17 protein-coding genes are annotated in these 18,603 nt (G+C 61.7%); 3 read left to right on the forward strand and 14 right to left on the reverse strand.

The window, feature by feature from the left end; genetic code table 11:
• Window positions 1–4: 4 nt before the first annotated feature.
• From K3758_RS16460 to K3758_RS16480, 5 genes are all read right to left on the reverse strand, one after another.
• On the reverse strand, window positions 5–1,333 hold the full coding sequence (locus K3758_RS16460; protein ID WP_259946600.1) for an FAD-binding oxidoreductase: 1,329 nt from the start codon (window positions 1,331–1,333) through the stop codon (window positions 5–7).
• Window positions 1,330–2,151 carry an ABC transporter permease gene (locus K3758_RS16465; RefSeq protein WP_120352052.1) on the reverse strand — a complete coding sequence of 274 codons (822 nt, stop codon included), beginning with the start codon at window positions 2,149–2,151 and terminating at the stop codon, window positions 1,330–1,332. Before K3758_RS16465 ends, K3758_RS16460 begins: the two co-directional genes overlap by 4 nt.
• The gene (locus K3758_RS16470) at window positions 2,148–3,023 is read right to left on the reverse strand and encodes an ABC transporter permease subunit (protein ID WP_120352053.1); all 876 of its coding nucleotides are present in this window, start codon (window positions 3,021–3,023) and stop codon (window positions 2,148–2,150) included. Before K3758_RS16470 ends, K3758_RS16465 begins: the two co-directional genes overlap by 4 nt.
• 2 nt (window positions 3,024–3,025) lie before the next feature.
• Entirely contained in the window at window positions 3,026–4,153 is a 1,128-nt protein-coding gene (locus K3758_RS16475) for an ABC transporter ATP-binding protein (RefSeq protein WP_120352054.1), read from the reverse strand.
• 99 nt (window positions 4,154–4,252) lie between these two features.
• Window positions 4,253–5,338, reverse strand: coding sequence for a polyamine ABC transporter substrate-binding protein (locus K3758_RS16480; protein WP_259946601.1), 1,086 nt, complete (start codon window positions 5,336–5,338; stop codon window positions 4,253–4,255).
• A gap of 145 nt (window positions 5,339–5,483) precedes the next feature.
• On the opposite strand from K3758_RS16480, the gene K3758_RS16485 reads away from it, so the two are divergent.
• Together K3758_RS16485 and K3758_RS16490 are read left to right on the forward strand one after the other, a co-directional pair.
• Window positions 5,484–6,185, forward strand: coding sequence for a GntR family transcriptional regulator (locus K3758_RS16485; protein WP_259946602.1), 702 nt, complete (start codon window positions 5,484–5,486; stop codon window positions 6,183–6,185).
• A 75-nt stretch (window positions 6,186–6,260) separates the two neighbouring features.
• Window positions 6,261–7,655, forward strand: a complete 1,395-nt coding sequence (locus tag K3758_RS16490) for an aspartate aminotransferase family protein (RefSeq protein ID WP_259946603.1) — start codon at window positions 6,261–6,263, stop codon at window positions 7,653–7,655.
• Window positions 7,656–7,688: 33 nt separating this feature from the next.
• Here the strand turns inward: K3758_RS16490 and K3758_RS16495 are convergent, their stop codons facing one another.
• The 7 genes from K3758_RS16495 to dapD all read right to left on the reverse strand — a co-directional run bounded on the left by K3758_RS16495 (window position 7,689) and on the right by dapD (window position 14,748).
• Window positions 7,689–8,984: a lytic murein transglycosylase gene (locus K3758_RS16495; RefSeq protein ID WP_259946604.1), complete on the reverse strand. Its 1,296-nt coding sequence runs from the start codon at window positions 8,982–8,984 to the stop codon at window positions 7,689–7,691.
• A gap of 101 nt (window positions 8,985–9,085) precedes the next feature.
• Window positions 9,086–11,350: a ribonuclease R gene (rnr, locus tag K3758_RS16500; RefSeq protein WP_259946605.1), complete on the reverse strand. Its 2,265-nt coding sequence runs from the start codon at window positions 11,348–11,350 to the stop codon at window positions 9,086–9,088.
• A 32-nt stretch (window positions 11,351–11,382) separates the two neighbouring features.
• Window positions 11,383–11,952, reverse strand: coding sequence for a TIGR04282 family arsenosugar biosynthesis glycosyltransferase (locus K3758_RS16505; RefSeq protein WP_259946606.1), 570 nt, complete (start codon window positions 11,950–11,952; stop codon window positions 11,383–11,385).
• On the reverse strand, window positions 11,949–13,094 hold the full coding sequence (gene dapE / locus K3758_RS16510; protein WP_259946607.1) for a succinyl-diaminopimelate desuccinylase: 1,146 nt from the start codon (window positions 13,092–13,094) through the stop codon (window positions 11,949–11,951). The genes K3758_RS16505 and dapE overlap by 4 nt, the downstream gene beginning before the upstream one ends.
• Window positions 13,095–13,195: 101 nt before the next feature.
• Window positions 13,196–13,534 carry a hypothetical protein gene (locus K3758_RS16515; RefSeq protein ID WP_067622327.1) on the reverse strand — a complete coding sequence of 113 codons (339 nt, stop codon included), beginning with the start codon at window positions 13,532–13,534 and terminating at the stop codon, window positions 13,196–13,198.
• Between the two features lie 75 nt (window positions 13,535–13,609).
• A complete protein-coding gene (locus tag K3758_RS16520; RefSeq protein WP_259946609.1) occupies window positions 13,610–13,864 on the reverse strand; it encodes a GlsB/YeaQ/YmgE family stress response membrane protein in 255 nt (84 codons plus the stop codon).
• A gap of 56 nt (window positions 13,865–13,920) precedes the next feature.
• Window positions 13,921–14,748, reverse strand: coding sequence for a 2,3,4,5-tetrahydropyridine-2,6-dicarboxylate N-succinyltransferase (dapD, locus tag K3758_RS16525; RefSeq protein WP_067940927.1), 828 nt, complete (start codon window positions 14,746–14,748; stop codon window positions 13,921–13,923).
• Between the two features lie 173 nt (window positions 14,749–14,921).
• Here dapD and K3758_RS16530 point away from each other — a divergent pair, with 173 nt between their 5' ends.
• Entirely contained in the window at window positions 14,922–15,785 is an 864-nt protein-coding gene (locus K3758_RS16530; protein WP_067622333.1) for an LOG family protein, read from the forward strand.
• A 20-nt stretch (window positions 15,786–15,805) separates the two neighbouring features.
• Here the strand turns inward: K3758_RS16530 and K3758_RS16535 are convergent, their stop codons facing one another.
• A complete protein-coding gene (locus K3758_RS16535) occupies window positions 15,806–16,771 on the reverse strand; it encodes a nitronate monooxygenase family protein (RefSeq protein ID WP_259946611.1) in 966 nt (321 codons plus the stop codon).
• A 3-nt stretch (window positions 16,772–16,774) separates the two neighbouring features.
• Window positions 16,775–18,388 (reverse strand): GMC family oxidoreductase, encoded by a 1,614-nt coding sequence (locus tag K3758_RS16540; protein WP_259946612.1) that lies wholly within the window; start codon window positions 18,386–18,388, stop codon window positions 16,775–16,777.
• Window positions 18,389–18,603: the final 215 nt, after the last annotated feature.

Below are 18,603 nucleotides of genomic sequence, written 5' to 3' on the forward strand. Positions count from 1 at the left end.
GCCGTCAACGATCCGACAGCGCGAACCCCGCATAGGCAAAAGGCATGACCGCCCGGCGAAAGCGGCCCAACTCGAACCGTGCTAGCGGGGCGCGCATGGGGGCTGGATAGGGCCGCTCTGGCGTCTTGCCGCGTACCAGATCAGCCAAAAGCGCACCGGAATAGCTGGCCATCGCCACGCCATTTCCATGATAGCACAGCCCCGCGAACATGCCCGGCTGATCCGGCACCTCGCCCACAAAGGGCATGCGGTTGCGGGCGATACAGACCATTCCGGACCATCCATGCGGTGTCTCTACATCGCGCCACGCGGGGAACATCGCCTCGAAATCTGCCCGCGCGCGGCGCAGGGCGCGCGCCTCGGACGCCGGGTTAGACAGCAGACCGCCGCGCACACCGAACAACATGCGATTGTCAGGCATCAGCCGGAAGTAATGAAGCAGGTGGCGGCTGTCATAGCAGGCCTGTCGGCTGGTCCAGCCTTGGGCAGACAACTCTGCCTCGGTCATTGGGCGGGTCACGATCACGCTGGACTGCGTTGGCATGTAACGCGCGGCAAGCCATGGCGGCAGGTCGTCGGATGAATAGCCGTTGGTGGCGATGATCACCCGCTCGGCGCAGATGCGGCCCTTGGGGGTGGTGACATCGAATGTACCATTACGCCGGGTCACGTTGAGGGCTGGGCTGTTGTGATAGATCGTGGCACCCGCGTCTTCGGCGGCCTGTGCTAGGGCGGTCACATATTTGCGGGGGTTCAGGCCAAATCCAATCGGCACGGTGATCGCACCTTCGAAGCCCGCGTTTAGCCCCTCTGCGGCCAAATCGGCCTTTTCGGTCAGCCGTGCCGTGACGCCGTAATTCTCTGCGTAATAATCCAGCTTGCCGCGCATCTCATCGAAATCGCGGGGGCGGTGGGCAAGCTGGGTTTCGCCTTGGGAATGACGGTCTACGTCGACATCGCGGGTGGTGATGAAATCCTCCACCTGCCGGATCGCTGCCCTCTCGGCCTGCCGCCAGCCGAGCCGCTCTTGCCGCCCGAATTTGCGGTCGAGCGCCGCATCGTCGAGCATCCCGCCGCCCAAACAGCAAAAGCCCCCGTTGCGGCCAGATGCGCCAAAGCCCACACGCTCGGCCTCCAGCACCGTGGCCCCTACCCCGGCTTGCGCCAGATGCAGCGCCGCGTTGAGACCGGTGAACCCGCCGCCGATGATCACCACGTCGACCTGCCCGTCGCCCTGCTGCGCCGGCCGGTCCGGCGCGGCGCAGGTTTCATCCCACCAGCAGTCCGCGCGCGGTGCCTCGGAATAGGCGAAATCCGCGTAGATGCGCCTCATGAGGCGGGCCGTTCCGCCGCACGGGCCTCCTCTTGCGCACGTAGGCTGGAGCGTTTGCTGACCAACGACGCGGTGATGACCCCCACGGTGACGATGGCGATCATGATCGTCGACAGCGCGTTGATCTCAGGCGAGACGCCCAAACGCACGGCGCTGAAGATTTTGATCGGCAGCGTCGTCGCCGACGGCCCGGCGGTGAAGGAGGCGATCACCAAATCATCAAGGCTCAGCGTGAAGGCCAAGAGCCAGCCCGAGATCACCGCAGGCGCGATGATCGGCAGGGTGACCAGACGAAATGCCTCCCAAGGGGACGAGCCGAGATCGAGCGCGGCCTCCTCCAACGAGCGATCGAAAGACACCAGCCGCGAAGACACAACGACCGAGACGTAGCACATCGAAAAGGTCGTATGCGCCAGCACGATAGTGAGCACGCCGCGGTCCAGCCCGATGCCGATGAACAGCAAAAGCAGCGACAGACCGGTGATCACTTCAGGCATCACCAGCGGCGCATAGATCATGCCGGAAAACAGCGTTCGCCCCATGAACCGCCCGCCGCGCACCAGCACATAGGCGGCCATCGTGCCCAGCACCGTGGCGATTGACGATGAAATCACCGCGACCTTGATTGTGACCCAAGCGGCGTTCAAGAAGGCTTCGTTTTGCAGCAACTCGCTATACCAGCGGGTCGAAAAACCGGCCCAGACCGTCACCAGTTTTGAGGCGTTGAAGCTGTAGATCACCAGAATGATCATCGGCAGGTAAAGAAAGGCAAACCCCAGCGTCAGCGAGGTCACGTTGAACCATGTCATCCGCTTCATTGTTCGGCCTCCGCCTGTTTCTGCTGGTTGCGCTGGAACAGGATGATCGGGATGATCAGGATCAGCAGCAAGATCACGGCAACGGCGCTCGCCACCGGCCAGTCGCGGTTGTTAAAGAACTCTTCCCAAAGCACTTTGCCGATCATCAGCGTGCCCGACCCGCCCAGCAGCGAGGGGATCACGAATTCGCCCAAGGCGGGGATGAAGACCAGAAAACTGCCCGCCACGATGCCATTGCGCGACAACGGAATCGTCACCAGCCAGAAGGCTTGCAACCGCGAACAGCCCAAATCCTCAGCCGCCTCGTTTAGCGATTCATCCAGACGGTCCAGCGCAGCGTAAATCGGCAAGATCATGAACGGCAGATAGGTATAAACGATGCCGATATAGACTGCCGTATTGGTATTAAGGATCTGTAAAGGCTCTGCCGTTAGACCCAACCCCATCAGCAATTGATTCAGGAGCCCTTCGTTGCTGAGAATGCCCATCCACGCATAGACGCGGATCAGGAAGGAGGTCCAGAAGGGTAAGATCACCAACATCATCAATGTGGCGCGCCACTCTTCGGGGGCGCGGGCCATGCCGTAGGCGATAGGATAACCGACCAACAGCGTAAAGACGGTCGAGACCACAGCGATGCGCAGCGAACTAAGGTAGGCTTTCCAATACAGATCGTCGGAGGCGAGGAAGGTGAAATTCTCGAAATCCAATTGGGCGATCAGCGCGCCGATGCCATCCTTGATGGTCGGCGTGTAGGGCGGAATCGCCAGCGCCGTGTCAGACAAGGAGATTTTGAAAACAATCAGGAAAGGCACCAAAAACAGCGCCAGCAGCCAGAAATAGGGGACCGCGATCAGGGCGAAGCGACGCATATTCATTGCGCCAACAAGACGCCTGCGGTGGCGCTCCATGAAATCCAAACAGGGTCTTCCCAAGTGATGTCACGCCGCGCGATGCGCCGGGTGTTAGCGGTCTGCGCCTTGATCACCTGCCCGCCGGGCAGTTCGACGTGATAGGTAGAGAGGTTGCCCAAATACGCGATGTCGAGCACTTTGCCCTGTAGCGCATTGGGCGCATCCTCGGGCCGGTCGGTCGAGATACGAATTTTCTCAGGTCGGATCGCCAGATGGGCCTGCTGCCCCTCGCTGAACGGCACGGCAGAGGTCGCGGTCAGCGGCGGCTGCCCGTCGATCCAGTTCAGATGATATTGGTCTTGGCCAATGGCCTTGGTGCTGGCTTCGATGATGTTCACGTCGCCGATGAAGTCGGCCACGTAGACGGAATTCGGTGCCTCATAGATTTCAGCCGGGGTGGCCACCTGAATGACGCGCCCCTCGTCCATCACCGCCACGCGGGAGGCGACGGTCATCGCCTCTTCTTGGTCGTGGGTCACGATGACAAAAGTGGTGCCGGTGGATTCTTGAATATCCATCAGCTCGAACTGGGTGTCTTGGCGCAGCTTTTTATCGAGCGCGCCCAAGGGTTCATCCAAGAGCAAGAGCTTCGGCGCTTTTGCCAGCGACCGGGCCAGTGCAACGCGCTGCCGTTGGCCGCCGGAGATCTGATGCGGTTTACGGCGGGCGAATTTCTCTAGCCGGGTCAGTTTCAGCATCTCGGCCACACGGGCCGCAATCGCGTCCTTGTCCATTTTGTCGCGGCGCAGACCAAAGGCGATGTTGTCCCAGATGCTGAGATGCGGGAACAGCGCATAGGACTGGAACATCATGTTCACCGCCCGTTTGTTCGGCGGCACCGGGCCGATGTCTTGCCCGGCCAGTTCGATCTGCCCGGAGGTTGGGTTTTCAAACCCCGCCAGCATCCGCATCATCGTCGTCTTGCCGCAACCCGACGGGCCCAGCAGAGCAAAGAATTCCTGCGCATAAATGTCCAAAGACAGGTCGTCGATGGCGACGAATTCACCGAATTTCTTGGTTACATTCTTAAAGCGAATGAGCGGTTTTTCGTCGGGGTCGTTCCAGGGGGCGAAGACGGTTGGGCTCACGGTTGAGGCATCCTTTGATCGGGCTTTGCTCGGGCTTTGATCGGGTCGCGGGGCAAGAAAAAGGGGCGCGACCAGACTGGCCGCACCCCCTGTCTCAGATCAGGTACCAGACTTAATCTTGGTCCAGAGCCGGGTCACCACGCGCTGCACTTTCGGCGGGTAGGGTGTGGTGGTGAACAGGTTGTCCAGCGCCGCTTCGGAAGGGTAGATCGCCGGGTCGCCGATCACATCCTCGACCAAATGCTCTTGCGAGGCCTTGTTGCCGTTCGCGTAGTACACGTAGTTCGACGCTGCCGCCATATTCTCGGCGTCCATGATGAAGTTCAGGAACTTATGCGCGCCCTCGGGGTTCGGCGCGTCGACCGGGATGGCCATCTGGTCGAACCACATCTGCGCCCCTTCGGAGGGGGCGTTATAAGCGATCTCAACGCCGTTGTCAGCTTCGGCCGCGCGGTCGCGGGCCTGTAGAATATCGCCGGACCAGCCGACTGCGACGCAGACATCACCGTTGGCCAAAGCATTGATATATTCCGAGGAGTGGAATTTTTGGATGTGGGGGCGGACCGGCATGAAGACCTCCTCCGCCTTTGCGATCACATCGGGGTCATGGCTGTTGGGGTCTTCGCCGATGTAGTTCAGCGCCGCCGGGATCATCTCGGCCGGGGCATCAAGAAAATGCACGCCGCAATCGGCCAGTTTCTCCATATTGGCAGGGTCGAAAACCAGATCCCAGGAATCAACCGGGGCGTCTTCGCCCAAAGCCTCTTTGACTTTGCCGAGGTTTACGCCGATGCCTGTGGTGCCCCACATGTAGTTGATCGAATGCGCGTTGTCGGGATCATATTGTTCGGTCCGCGAGGAAACCACATCCCACATATTTTCAAGGTTGGGCAGCTTGGAGGCGTCCAGCGGCTGAAATGCACCGGCAGTGATCTGGCGCTGCAGGAAGGTGCCCGAGGGGACAACCACGTCATAGCCCGACCCACCGGCCAGCATTTTGGTCTCTAGCACTTCGTTGCTGTCGAACACGTCATAGACCAGTTCGATGCCGGTCTCTTCTTCGAATTTATCCAGCAGGGATTCGTCGATATAGTCCGACCAGTTGTAGACGCGGACCGTTTCGGCAGTGGCGGCACCTGCCGTCAAGGTGGCGACGGCGACGCTGCTTAGTAGCACATGTTTCATTTCATACTCCCGTTAGACAGGTCGGGTTGATCCCCACCTTTCGTCAATTTGATCAAGTTTTGCCTCCTCGGGCAAGATGGTTTATGCTTTCATGCAGAATGAAATGCTGCAACACACGGCGAAACAAGACGGAAAGACCGCTCCCATGGGTTCAGAAAAGACCGATCCGAGACTGCTTCCCGCCGCCGATGCGGCGGTCAAGACACCAATCCATCAGCATGTTTACGAACGTCTGCGCAAGATGATTCTCTTTGGCGATTTGGCCCCCGGACAGGGGGTTACGATCCAAGGTCTGACCGCCGCGTTAGATGCGGGCATGACGCCCGTGCGCGAGGCCATCCGACGCCTGATATCCGAAGGGGCGCTGACCCATTTGGGCAACCGCCGTGTCACCGTGCCAGAGCTGACCCACGCCGGGCTGGAAGAGCTAGGATTCATGCGTGAAACGCTAGAGCCGGAACTGACCAAACGCGCCGCAAATCGCATGACAGACGGCCGTTTGAACGCTCTGCATGATTGCGACAGCGCGCTGAACCTTGCCATAGATCGGGGCGATGTCGGTGGCTATCTGATGCAGAACTACAGCTTTCACAGGATGATCTACGACCTTGCCGAAGCGCCCATCATGGCCGCCACGGTGGACCGGTTGTGGCTGCGTTTCGGCCCCTCGCTTCGCGTGGTTTGCGGGCGCTATGGCACCAGCAATCTGCCCGACAAACACGCAGAACTTCTCGCGGCTTTTGCCGAGGGCGACGCCGCATTGGCGGGTGAGGTCATGACAGGCGATGTTGCACAAGGAATGACCCAAATCCGCGCCGCCCTTGATGGGTTGCCCATTCCGCGTTGATTCGATTGACATGCTATAATTTGATCATATTCTGCAGCGAAGCTTATTTTTCACGCAGATAGAAGGTGCACAGACATGCCGCCCATTACGAATCACCTCCCCACCGCGGACCTTCAGGCGCTTGATGCGGCGCATCATATGCATCCTTTCACCACCAATGATGATTTGGGCGACAAGGGCGCGCGCATCATCACACGGGCCAAGGGCATCTATTTGACCGACAGCGAGGGGAATGAAATCCTCGATGCGATGGCGGGGCTGTGGTGTGTGAACCTTGGCTATGGCCGCGAAGAGATGGGCAGGGTCGCCGCACGGCAGATGAACGAACTGCCCTATTACAACACCTTCTTCCAAACGACCCATGTGCCCGCCATCGCGCTGGCCAAGGAACTGGCCGACCTCGCCCCCGGTGATTTGAACCATGTCTTTTTCGCCGGGTCCGGATCAGAGGCGAACGACACCAACCTGCGCATGGTCCGCACCTATTGGGCGCAAAAGGGCAAGCCAGAGAAGAGCCACATCATCAGCCGCAAGAACGCTTATCACGGCTCCTCCGTCGGGTCGGCCAGTCTGGGCGGCATGACCTATATGCATGAGCAAGGCGGCCTGCCGATCCCCGGCATCCATCACATCGGCCAGCCCGATTGGTATGCCGAGGGCGGGGATATGTCGCCCGAGGACTTCGGCCTGAAACGGGCGCAGGAGCTTGACGCGAAGATCGTCGAACTAGGCGCGGACAAGGTTGCCGCCTTCATTGCCGAACCCGTGCAGGGCGCCGGCGGGGTTGTCATTCCGCCCAGCACTTACTGGCCTGAAATCCAGCGCATTTGTGAAAAGCACGACATTCTGCTGATCGCGGACGAGGTGATCTGTGGCTTTGGCCGGACAGGCAACTGGTTCGGCTCGCAAACTATGGGGATCAAGCCGCATATCATGACCATCGCCAAGGGGCTCAGCTCGGGCTACGCGCCGATTGGCGGGTCGATTGTGTGTGACGAAGTGGCCGAGGTCATCAACGCCTGCGAATTCAACCACGGCTACACCTATTCCGGTCACCCGGTCTGTGCCGCCGTGGCGCTGGAAAACCTGCGCATCATGCAAGAAGAGAACATCGTCGACCATGTGCGAGACGTCGCCGCCCCCGCGCTGAAAGAGGCGCTGGATAAGCTGGGAGAGCATCCGCTGGTTGGCGGGGTCAACGTCTCTGGCCTGATGGCGTCTCTGCCGCTGACGCCGGATAAGGAAAGCCGTGCGCAATTCGCGGATGGGGGCGTCGCTGGCTACACCTGCCGGGAGCATTGCTTTGCCAATAATCTGGTAATGCGCCATGTCGGCGACCGGATGATCATCTCTCCGCCGCTGGTCATCACGCCCGAAGAGATCAAAATCTTCGCCGAACGGGCAACCAAGGCACTGGATGCGACCTATGCCGATCTGAAAGACAAGGACATGCTCAAAGCTGCGTCCTAAAATATCGGGCTGCCCCCAATCGGGGGCGGCCCCTCACTCGGCGCGCAGTCGGGCCAGCAGCCGGGGGGAGGCATAGCCATCGGGCGCGATCCCCTCGGCCTTTTGATAGCTGCGCACGGCATTGACGGTCAGCGGCCCGATCTTGGCGTCGATCTTTTGCGTGTCAAAACCCGCCTTCGTCAGCAGGGTCTGCAATTCGATCCGCTCATCAAAGCTCAGCGCGCGGTCCTCGCGGGGCCACTCTTGCTTTATCTCCCCGGCGCCACCGATCCGGTCGGCCAGATGGCCCACCCCGATGACATAGGCATCCGCCGTGTTATAGCGCTCGATCACCGCGAAATTCGGGAAGATCATAAAGGCCGCGCCCTGCGCGCCTGCGGGCAGCAAGATCGACGCAGGCCCGTGATCCGCCACCGTGTCGCCATTCAACGCGGTCACGCCAAGGTCGGCCCATTCCGCCGGGGTCTTGGTCACCTCCCGGTCGGCCAGCAGATAGTCGAACCCCTCGGGCAGCGCCACTTCGACCCCCCAAGGCTGGCCCGTCGTCCAGCCGAAATGCTTGAGATATGCCGCGGTAGAGGCCAACGCATCGCTGGGGTTGTCGCCCCAAATGTCCCGCCGCCCGTCACCGTCCCAATCGACGGCATGGGCGTGGAAGGACGACGGCATGAACTGCGTATGCCCCATCGCGCCCGCCCAAGAGCCGCGCAACTGCTCTGCATCGGTATCGCCCGCCTGCAAAATACGCAGAGCGTCCAGCAGTTCGCCCTCGAAAAACTCCGCCCGCCGCGCGTCATAGGCGAGAGTGGTCAGCGAATTCAGCACGCTGTCGCCGCCCCGGAAACTGCCGTAGGCGCTCTCAAGCCCCCAGATCGCGGTGACGATCTCTTTCTCCACGCCGTATTTGATTTCGATATCTTCCAGCGTGCGCTCCCACTGGGCCAACGCCTTCTGCCCGTTCTGCACCCGCAGGTCCGAGGTCGCGGTGTCGAGGTAATCCCAGATCGTTTTGGTAAACTCCGACTGGTTGCGGTCGCGGCGGATCACCTCGGTATCATAGAGCACCGTATCCAGCGCGCGGTCAAAGACATCCGGGTCGATGCCCTGCTGCAGGGCGCGGGGCCGGAATTCCGTTACCCAAGCGCGCAACCCGGCCTCATCGCCGGCGGCCTCTGGGGTGGCTTGCTCTGCCGGGGTGGCGGAAACAACCACGGCCTGTGACGTGCGCGGCGCGGGCCGCGTGGATTCAGCAGGACCAGACCCAAAGGCCGGAGCCCCCATGCCTGCGGTCGCAAGAATGCCTGAAATCATTGCGTAGTGCCGGATCATAATCGCCTCACCTCATAGAGTTGCGACAAATCCTATGCCCGCCCCGCCCCGGTGGAAAGGGAGGGGCGCGACCATCCGCGAAGCTCCGCCTGTTTGCCGCCTCAGCGGCGGGTGCGGGTCACTTTGCGCTTGATCTTGTCCTTCTTGCGCTTGGCTTTCACAGCCTTGCCGCGCGGATTGCGGCCCGCGGGGCTTCGGCTGCCACTCCCACCCTGCTTGACCTTTTTATCTTCGATCTCAAGCAGTTCCAGTGCGATGCCCCCGGTGACGGGCACCGCCTCGGCCAGCCGTACGGTCACCCGTTGGCCGATGCCGATGATCATGCCGGTATCGGACCCCATCAGCGTCTGCGCCTCTGGATCATGGTGAAAGTACTCGCGCCCCAAAGACCGCATCGGCACCAGCCCATCCGCTCCAGTCTCGTCCAGCTTCACGAAGGCCCCGAACCGGGCGATGCCGCTGATCCGACCGGTGAACTCATTGCCCACACGCTCTGACAAGAAGGCGGCGAGGTAGCGGTCAGTCGTGTCGCGCTCTGCCACCATTGAGCGCCGCTCGGTGTCCGAGATATGCGCGCCGGTCTGTTCCAGCCCTTCGATCTCTTCCGGGGTCAAACCGTCCTTGCCCCAGCCATGCGCCGTGATTAGCGCACGGTGCACAATCAGGTCGGCATAGCGCCGGATCGGAGAGGTAAAATGCGCATAAGACCGCAGGGCGAGGCCAAAGTGCCCGATATGCGCGGGCCCGTAATAGGCCTGCGTCATCGACCGCAGGGTGCTGAGGTTGATCAGCTCCGCATCATTCGTCCCCGCCGCCTGATCCAGCAGGCGGTTAAGATGCGCGGTCTGCAAAACCTGCCCCTTAGCCAGCGTAAAGCCTGCCGCCTGCGCCGTTTCGCGCAATGATTCCAACTTCTCCGGAGAGGGTTCCTCGTGAATGCGGAACAGCAGCGGTGTCTTCTTCTTGATCAGCGTTTCGGCGGCGGCGACATTGGCCAGCACCATGAACTCTTCAATCAGCTTATGCGCGTCGAGCCGTTCGCGGAAATTGACCGATTTCACCTTGCCGTCGTCACCCAACTCAATCCGGCGCTCTGGCAGGTCCAACTCCAGCGGTTGCCGCTCGGCCCGCGCGGTTTTCAGCGCGGCGTAGGCGGCATAAAGCGGTTTCAGCACAGGCTCCAACAGCGGGCCGGTGCGGTCGTTGGGGTTGCCGTCAATGGCGCCCTGCACCTCTTCGTAATGCAAGGATGCAGGCGAGCGCATCAGCCCGCGATGGAACGTATGGCCGATCTTGTTGCCCTTGGCATCCAGCACCATACGCACGGCGATACAGGCGCGCGGGACACCTTCGTGCAATGAGCACAGATCGCCCGACAGGCGATCCGGCAGCATCGGCACAACGCGGTCGGGGAAATAGGTCGAGTTGCCCCGTTTGCGCGCCTCGATATCCAGCGCTGAACCGGGCGTGACATAGGCCGCCACATCCGCGATGGCGACCCAGACGACATGACCGCCTTCGTTCTTGGGGTCCTCATCCGCATGGGCATAGCAGGCGTCATCATGGTCGCGTGCATCGGACGGGTCGATGGTGACCAGCGGCAGGTCACGCAGGTCTTCGCGGCCCTTAAGGCCCTGCGGTTTGGCGGCATCGGCCTGTTCGACCACCTTATCGGGGAAATCATCGGGAATGCCATGCTGGTGGATCGCGATAAGCGACACCGCGCGCGGCTCTGACGGGTCGCCCAACCGCTCGACAATACGCGCACGGGGGGAGCCCATGCGCCCCTTTGGCCCGGCCTGCTCGGCTTCGACCAGCTCACCGTCTTTGGCCCCGTGGGTATGGTCCGCCCCGACGCGCCATTCACGGTCAGCGCCCTTGTCGATCGGCACGATCCGCCCGCCCTCGGCAGCCTTGCGGAAGATGCCCAACACCTTTTTCGGATTGCTGCCAATGCGGCGGATCAGCCGCGCCTCATAATGGTGGTCTTCGCCTTTCACCAGCGTCAGCCGTGCCAGAATGCGGTCGCCTTCGCCAAGGGCGGGATCACTGTCGCGCGGGATCAGTAGCACGACGGGCTCTTTCCCCTCGCCATGCCATTCCATCGGCTTGGCAAACAGATCACCATCCTTGTCCGGCCCGGTGACCAGCAGCACCGACACAGGCGGCAAGCGATCCGGATCCTGATAGCTGCGCTTGCGCTTTTCCAGATGGCCTTCGGCCTCTAGCTCTTTCAGCACGCGCTTGAGATCGATCCGCGCGGCGCCTTTGATGCCAAAGGCTTTGGCGATGTCGCGCTTGGCGGTCAGCGTGGGGTTCTGTTCGATCCAGTCGAGGATCTCGGATTTGCTGGGTATCTTGCTCATACCTCAGCAGGTAGCACGCAGCCCCCCTGTCGTCATGGCAAATCGTGAATTTCGTCCACGTCGCGCAGGGTTGAGACTTCGGCGATGCGGTAGCCCGGCAGGGTCGCGCGGCTGTCGGCCAGCGCGTGCGGGCCGGACCAGCGTACAGCGTCGAACAGGCTAGGCGGTGCGCGGCGGGGGTGTTTCAACCCCACCAGCCAGTAGCCCCCATCGGGCGCGGGGCCAAAGACCGCGTCATGTTCGCCAAGCGCGGCAAAGGCCCGCGCAAGTTCCTTGCGGTTGATGCCCGGAATATCCGCCCCGATCACACAGGCCGGGCCGGGTGCTGCGCGCAGCATCCGTGCCATGCGATCGCCCAGATTGCCCCTGCCCTGCGGCCAGCGGGGCAAATGCGCGGGCCAAACCCGGCTTTGCAGCCCTTCGATATCCGGCGCGACAGCCAGCACCACCTGCCAGCGCGGGTCTTCGATGCGGCGCAGCAGACGGCGCGTCTGATGGCGAAACCACCACGCCGCGCCGACCATGCCAATGTCGCGTCCCAGCCGGGTTTTCACCCGACCGGGATGCGGCTCTTTTACCATAACGATGAGCGTTGGTTTCACGTGAAATAATTCCGCAGCACGCGGGTGTAGATGGATTTGAGCTGTTCGATATGTTCGACCCGCACATGTTCATCGACTTGGTGCATGGACTGGCCGACCAAACCGAACTCGACCACCGGGCAATGCGCTTTGACAAAACGCGCGTCCGAGGTGCCGCCGGTGGTCGAGAGTTCCGGCTTCACCCCAGTCTCCGCCTCGACCGCGCCCGAAACCAGATCGGACAGAGCGCCCGGCGGGGTGATAAAGCTCTCGCCGGAGATCTTGATCTCCACCTCCACCTGTAGGCCGAATTCCTCGGCGATTTTGTCCGCTTCGCCGCGCAGCCAATCGCTGAGGCTTGCGCCTGAATGGTGGTCGTTGAACCGGATATTCACCGCGCCGCGGCACTGCGCCGGGATCACGTTGGTGGCTTTGTTGCCGGTGTCGACCGTGACAACCGCCAGCGTGGATGGATCGAAATGATCGCTGCCCTGATCCAACTCATGGCTGTCCAAACGGTCCATCAGCCGCATCATCGCGGGAAGCGGGTTGTTGGCGCGGTGCGGATAGGCCGCGTGGCCTTGTTTGCCCGTCACCTTGAAATGCGCGTTCATCGACCCGCGCCGCCCGATCTTAATCATGTCGCCCATGGTTTCGGGGCAAGTCGGCTCCCCCACAAGGCAGACATCCATCCGTTCGCCGTTTTCGGCCATGTAGTCCAAAAGCGCTGTTGTCCCGTCGAGCGCGTCGCCCTCTTCGTCCCCGGTGATCGCCAGCACGATGGCGCCATCGGGCGGTGTGTCCTTCACAAAATCAACCGCCGCCGCGACAAAGGCCGCCACGCCGGATTTCATGTCGGTGGTGCCGCGGCCATACATGGTGCCGTCTTTGATCTCGGCTCCGAAGGGGGGCATCGACCAATCGGCCTCATCCCCGATGGGGACCACATCGGTGTGACCGTTAAAGCCGAAAGACTTGGTGTTGCCCTTGTTGCCCCAGCGGGCAAAAAGGTTGCAAATGCCGCCCCGGTCCACGCGGGTACAGTCAAACCCCGCCGCGCCCAGCACCTCTTCCAGCACTTCCAGCGCACCGTCGTTGACGGGGGTGACAGAGGCGCAGCGCACCAGTTTTGCGGTGAGATCAACAGGGTCGAGACCGGACATATCGGCTCCTTTTCAGGGGTTATCGCTTGTCCGGTAACTTGTGTGGGCAAATCGCGCCGATGCCAAGGGGGCGCACTGCAATTCCCTGTGTGGGGCCGTGGTCAGTCGAAAAACGGGGTCATTTGGGCGACGATGACCGAGTTTTCCTCTAGTGCGCGCTGCATCAACTCACGCTCTTCGCCGTCGATCTCTTGGCCCTCGGCCTCGCGCTCTTCCAGCGTGCCATAGCCGGTCACGTCCAGCGGGTTGGTGTCGGCCTGTTTGAGGATCGCCACGGTCTCTCGCACGGCTTCGGCCTCGTCGATACCAGAGGCGAAACACATCAGCGCGGCCCCGGTGGCCTTGTCGGGCAGGCCATCGCCATCCTTGCGGCCGATCTGAACCAAAAGGGTAAAGACCTGCTGGCGCGAAGGTTTCTTGGTTTTCTTGGGTTCAGACATGATTAGGGCCGCCGATTGCTTTCGGCAGCCCTAACCTTTTCGCTCAGATTTGGAAAGGGGCCGCGCCCCTCGCCGTTAGGTCCTGCCGCGGACCAACCGTGTGACCCAGATCAGCAAGCAGGCACCGATGATGCCGACCACCAACTGACCGAACCAACCGCCCAGCGTGCTGCCAACGATCAGCATCAAGAGCCAGTTCGCGACCAAGGCACCAACGATGCCGAGGATGATGTTCATGATCAAACCCATGTCCGATTTCATGATTTTTTCTGCGATCCAGCCTGCAAGGCCACCCACGATGATTGCGGCAAACCAACCGATACCCGTCATGTCGTTAATCTCCTTTGAATTCAGGTCTCAACGCAATGGCAGGGCATTTGGTTCCCTCAGTCGCGCAGCAGCTCGTTGATCGAGGTTTTGGAGCGGGTCTTGGCGTCCACCCGTTTCACGATCACGGCGCAGTAGAGGTTCACGTTGTTCTTTGATGGCATGGTGCCTGCGACGACAACCGACCCTGCGGGCACTTCGCCATACATGATCTCACCGGTTTCGCGGTCAACGATCTTGGTCGACTGGCCGATGAAGACACCCATGCCCAGCACCGAACCTTCGCGCACGATGCAGCCTTCGACGACTTCCGACCGCGCCCCGATAAAGCAGTTGTCTTCGATGATAGTCGGGCCTGCCTGCATCGGTTCCAACACGCCGCCAATGCCGACGCCGCCCGAGAGGTGCACGTTCTTGCCGATCTGCGCGCAGGAGCCGACGGTGGCCCATGTATCAACCATGGTGCCGCTGTCGACATAGGCGCCGATGTTGACGAAAGACGGCATCAACACCACACCCGGCGCGATATAGGCCGAGCGGCGCACGACGCAGTTCGGCACGGCGCGGAAGCCGGCCTCTTTCCACTCGGCATCGCCCCAGCCTTTGAACTTGCTGTCGACCTTGTCCCACCAGCCAGCGCCCTGCGGGCCGCCTTCTTGATGTTCCATATCCTTGATGCGGAAGCCGAGCAGCACGGCCTTTTTGGCCCACTGATTGACATGCCACTGACCATCATCCTGCTTTTCCGCCACGCGCAGCTTGCCGCTGTCGAGCGCGTTCAGCGTCTCTTCGATGGCGTCGCGGGTCTCTCCGGTGGTGGCGGATGTGATCTGGTCGCGGGTATCCCAAGCGGCTTCGATGGCGGTTTCAAGTTGGGCGTTGGACATGGGGCAAGTCTCCGAATGATGAAAAGGCCTTTTGAGGGCTATAGCCTTGCACCGCCAAGGGTGCAATTGCCGGGCGATGAGGGGCGTGGTCATTCTGTGATCAACAATGCATGTTGACCTGAGCGGCCATCGCGCCACCTGAGCCAAGCCCTAGACCAAGGAAAGACCCGAGGATGACCGAGGAACACCGCCACCCCCTGCGCCGCGCCAATGTTGACCGCGCCAAGGCCCAAGACGCCCCCGACACGCCGCAAACCCGTGCGCCCGCCTACCGTCTGGCCTTTACCGACGACGACTTCATGTGCCGCGATGAGCTGCGCCCGGTGCGCCTGCAACTGGAATTGCTCAAGCCCGAACTGCTGCTCGATGCCCACGGCATCCAATCGACCATCGTGCTCTTTGGCGGCGCACGCATTCCTGCACCAGCTGAGAAACACACCGCCCGCACTAAAACGTTGGCCGATCTGTCGCGGTTTTATGACGAGACGCGCACCTTTGCCCGGCTGATGACCGAAAAATCGATGGAGACCGGCGGCGTGGAGAACGTCATCGTCACCGGCGGCGGGCCGGGTGTGATGGAGGCAGGCAACCGTGGCGCACTGGACGCGGGTGGCCATTCCATCGGCCTCAACATCGTGCTGCCGTTTGAGCAGGCGCCCAACGAATATGTCACGCCGGAGCTTTGCTTTAACTTCCACTATTTCGCGATCCGCAAGATGCATTTCCTGATGCGCGCCCGCGCGATCTGTGTCTTCCCCGGTGGTTTCGGCACGATGGACGAACTCTTTGAGGCGCTGACGCTGATCCAAACAGGCCGCATGAACCGCGTGCCCTTCTTGTTGTTTGGCCGCGAGTTCTGGGAGAAGATCATCAATTGGGACGCGCTGGCCGATGCCGGAACGATCTCTGCCGAAGACCTCGACCTGTTCCGCTTTGTCGAAAGCGCGGATGAGGCGATGGAGGTGATCGAGAATTGGGAGACCGCCCCCGCCCGCGAACATGTGCCGGGCCGGGAAGAGGTCGAAGATCACGGCTGATCGGGCTTTGCCCGGCCGCGTCACCGGGTAAAGGTCTGGCCTAAGGCCACTTCGGCCCCTTGGACAATATCGCGCAGGATATCGGCGGCGGGACTGACCGCGCCGATCAACCCTGCGACCTCTCCGACAAAGGCGTTGGCGGTGCGGGCGTCGCCCTCTGCCACCGCCGCCTGCCAACGTGGCAACTCCTGCGCCAGCGCGGCGCGCAGCCCGTCAGGGTCATCATGCCAGCGGTCGGTGAACTCATTACGCAGCACGCGGCCCGTGTAGCGTTTGGGCCAGTCATAGCCGCGCATGATGTCGGTCACGGTGCTGCGCAGCGTGTCATCGCCACTGGCCTTGATCGCGGCCTTTAGCATCGCGGGATGCACCAGCGCCTCTTCCGAGGCCCAGAACCGCGAGCCGACGACCACCCCATCGGCCCCGAGCATCAGCGCTGCAGCCAACCCGCGCCCATCGGCTACACCGCCCGCCGCACAAAGCAGCACCTCAGGCGCTTGGCGGGCGATGTGATCGGCAATTTCGGGCACAAGGGTAAAGGTCGCGCGTTTTTCGCCGTGGCCACCGGCTTCGGCCCCTTGGGCGACGATGATTTCGGCCCCCAGATCAATCGCATGGGCGGCATCGCGCAGGGTTTGCACCTGACAGATCAGCGGCGCTTTGGCCGCTTGGATCGCGGGGACGAACTCTGCCGGATCGCCGAACGAAAGAAAGACCGCCGCCGGGTCGCGGGCAAGTACCTGCTCCAACGCCTGCGGATGCTCCCGCAGTTTCCAAGTGATAAAGCCGCAGCCGACCGATTGGTTGCCCGCCAGTTCTTGCTGCTCAGCGATCCATTCGCCGGAATCGTAAGCACCGCCGATCATGCCCAAGCCCCCCGCGCCTGAGACCGCAGCCGCCAGCCGCCCGCCCGCCGCAAAGGCCATGGGCGCTTGGATGATCGGATGGCTGATCCCCAGCCGTTTGGTCAGCCGCGTGGTTAGCATCCCCTACCGCCCCGCCAGAATGGCGTCAGCCGCCTTTTCGGCGATCATCACCGTGGGCGATGCCGTGTTGCCCGAGACGATCTTGGGCATGATCGAGGCATCCACCACCCTGAGCCCCTGCAGCCCGTGCACCCGCAGATCGGCATCGACCACCGCCATCGGATCACTACCCATCTTGCAGGTGCCAACGGGGTGAAAGATCGTCGTGGCAATATCGCGCGCCTTGTCGAGCAGGTCTTCATCGCTCTGCACAGCAGGGCCGGGCAGAATTTCCTCGGGCTGATAGGGGTGCAGTGCCTTGGCCGTCATGATGTGTCGCGCCTGTTTCATGGCCGCGACCGCGACGCGCTTGTCGCTCTCGGCGGAAAGATATTTCAGACGGATGTCGGGCTGCACCGCGCTGTCGCGGCTGGTCAGATGGCAAGAGCCGATACTCTCGGGCCGCAGGTTACAGACCGAGACAGTGATCGCCGGGAACGGGTGCAGCGGATCGCCCAGCTTGTCGGTCGACAGGGGCTGCACGTGGTATTCCAGATCGGGCGTCTCAAGCGCCGGATCGGACTTGGTGAACATGCCGAATTGGCTGGGCGCCATCGCCAAGGGGCCGCTGCGCCGCATGAGATATTCCAGCCCCATGCGCCCCTTCCCCCAAAGCGAATGGGTCATCGTGTTGAGCGTTTTGGTGTTTTGCACTTTATAAACGGTGCGGATCTGCAAATGGTCCTGAAGGTTCTCCCCCACACCGGGCAGTTCATGCAGCGTGGTGATGCCCATGCCGCTCAAAAGCTCGCTCTGCCCGATGCCCGAAAGTTCGAGGATCTTGGGTGAGTTGATTGCCCCCGCCGACAACAGCACTTCGCCCTCGGCCAAAGCCCGCAGGGCGCGGCCTTCGTGGGTAAAGCGCACGCCGGTCACGCGCTTGCCTTCAAGGATCAGCCCATTGGTATGGGCATGGGTCATCACCCGCAGGTTGGGCCGCTGCATCGCGGGACGCAGGAAACCGCGCGCCGTGTTCCAGCGCACACCGCCATGTTGGTTCACCTCAAAAAAGCCCGAGCCTTCGTTGTCGCCATCGTTAAAATCGGCACGCGGTTCGATCCCGAACTCCCGCGCGCCCTCCTGCACGGCCTCCAGAATGTCCCACCGCAGGCGCTGTTTGCTGACCTTCCACTCGCCTCCGGCGCTGTGCATGTCATTGCCGCCCGCGTGGTGATCCTCGGACTTGAGGAAATAGGGCAGCACGTCGTCCCAGCTCCACCCGGTGTTGCCAAGCTGCCGCCAATGGTCATAGTCCGCCGCCTGCCCGCGCATATAGATCATGCCGTTGATAGAGCTACAGCCGCCCAGCACCTTGCCGCGCGGGTAGGTCAGAGAGCGCCCGTTCAACCCCGGCTCGGGCGCGGTTTTCATCATCCAATCAGTGCGCGGATTGCCGATGCAATAAAGATACCCCACCGGCACCTTGACCCAGTGGTAGTTGTCATCCCCCCCGGCCTCGAGCAGCAGGACGTTATTGGCTGGATCAGCGCTGAGACGGTTGGCCAAAACACAGCCCGCGGTGCCAGCTCCGACAATGATATAGTCATAGCGACCCTCTAGCTGTGTCTCGTCATTCATGGTGATCTCTCCCGATATTCTGGCCCGCCTCCCCGGCGCGTTATTGGTAGAGCGCCCGGCGACAGGTCACAATCCCTGCCGTAAGTCGCCCGCCCACCGCGGCATTTGCCGCAAAGCCACATTCCTCGCGCTTTGCCCGCGCAGCGCATCCGTTTGTTGATTTTTTCGACCCTTAGGTGAATATGGCCGAACTGGATATATTGCCCCGATGCGTT

Origin of the sequence: Sulfitobacter sp. W002, assembly GCF_025142135.1 — a bacterium.
In the GTDB taxonomy this organism is placed as follows: Bacteria; Pseudomonadota; Alphaproteobacteria; order Rhodobacterales; family Rhodobacteraceae; genus Sulfitobacter; species Sulfitobacter profundi.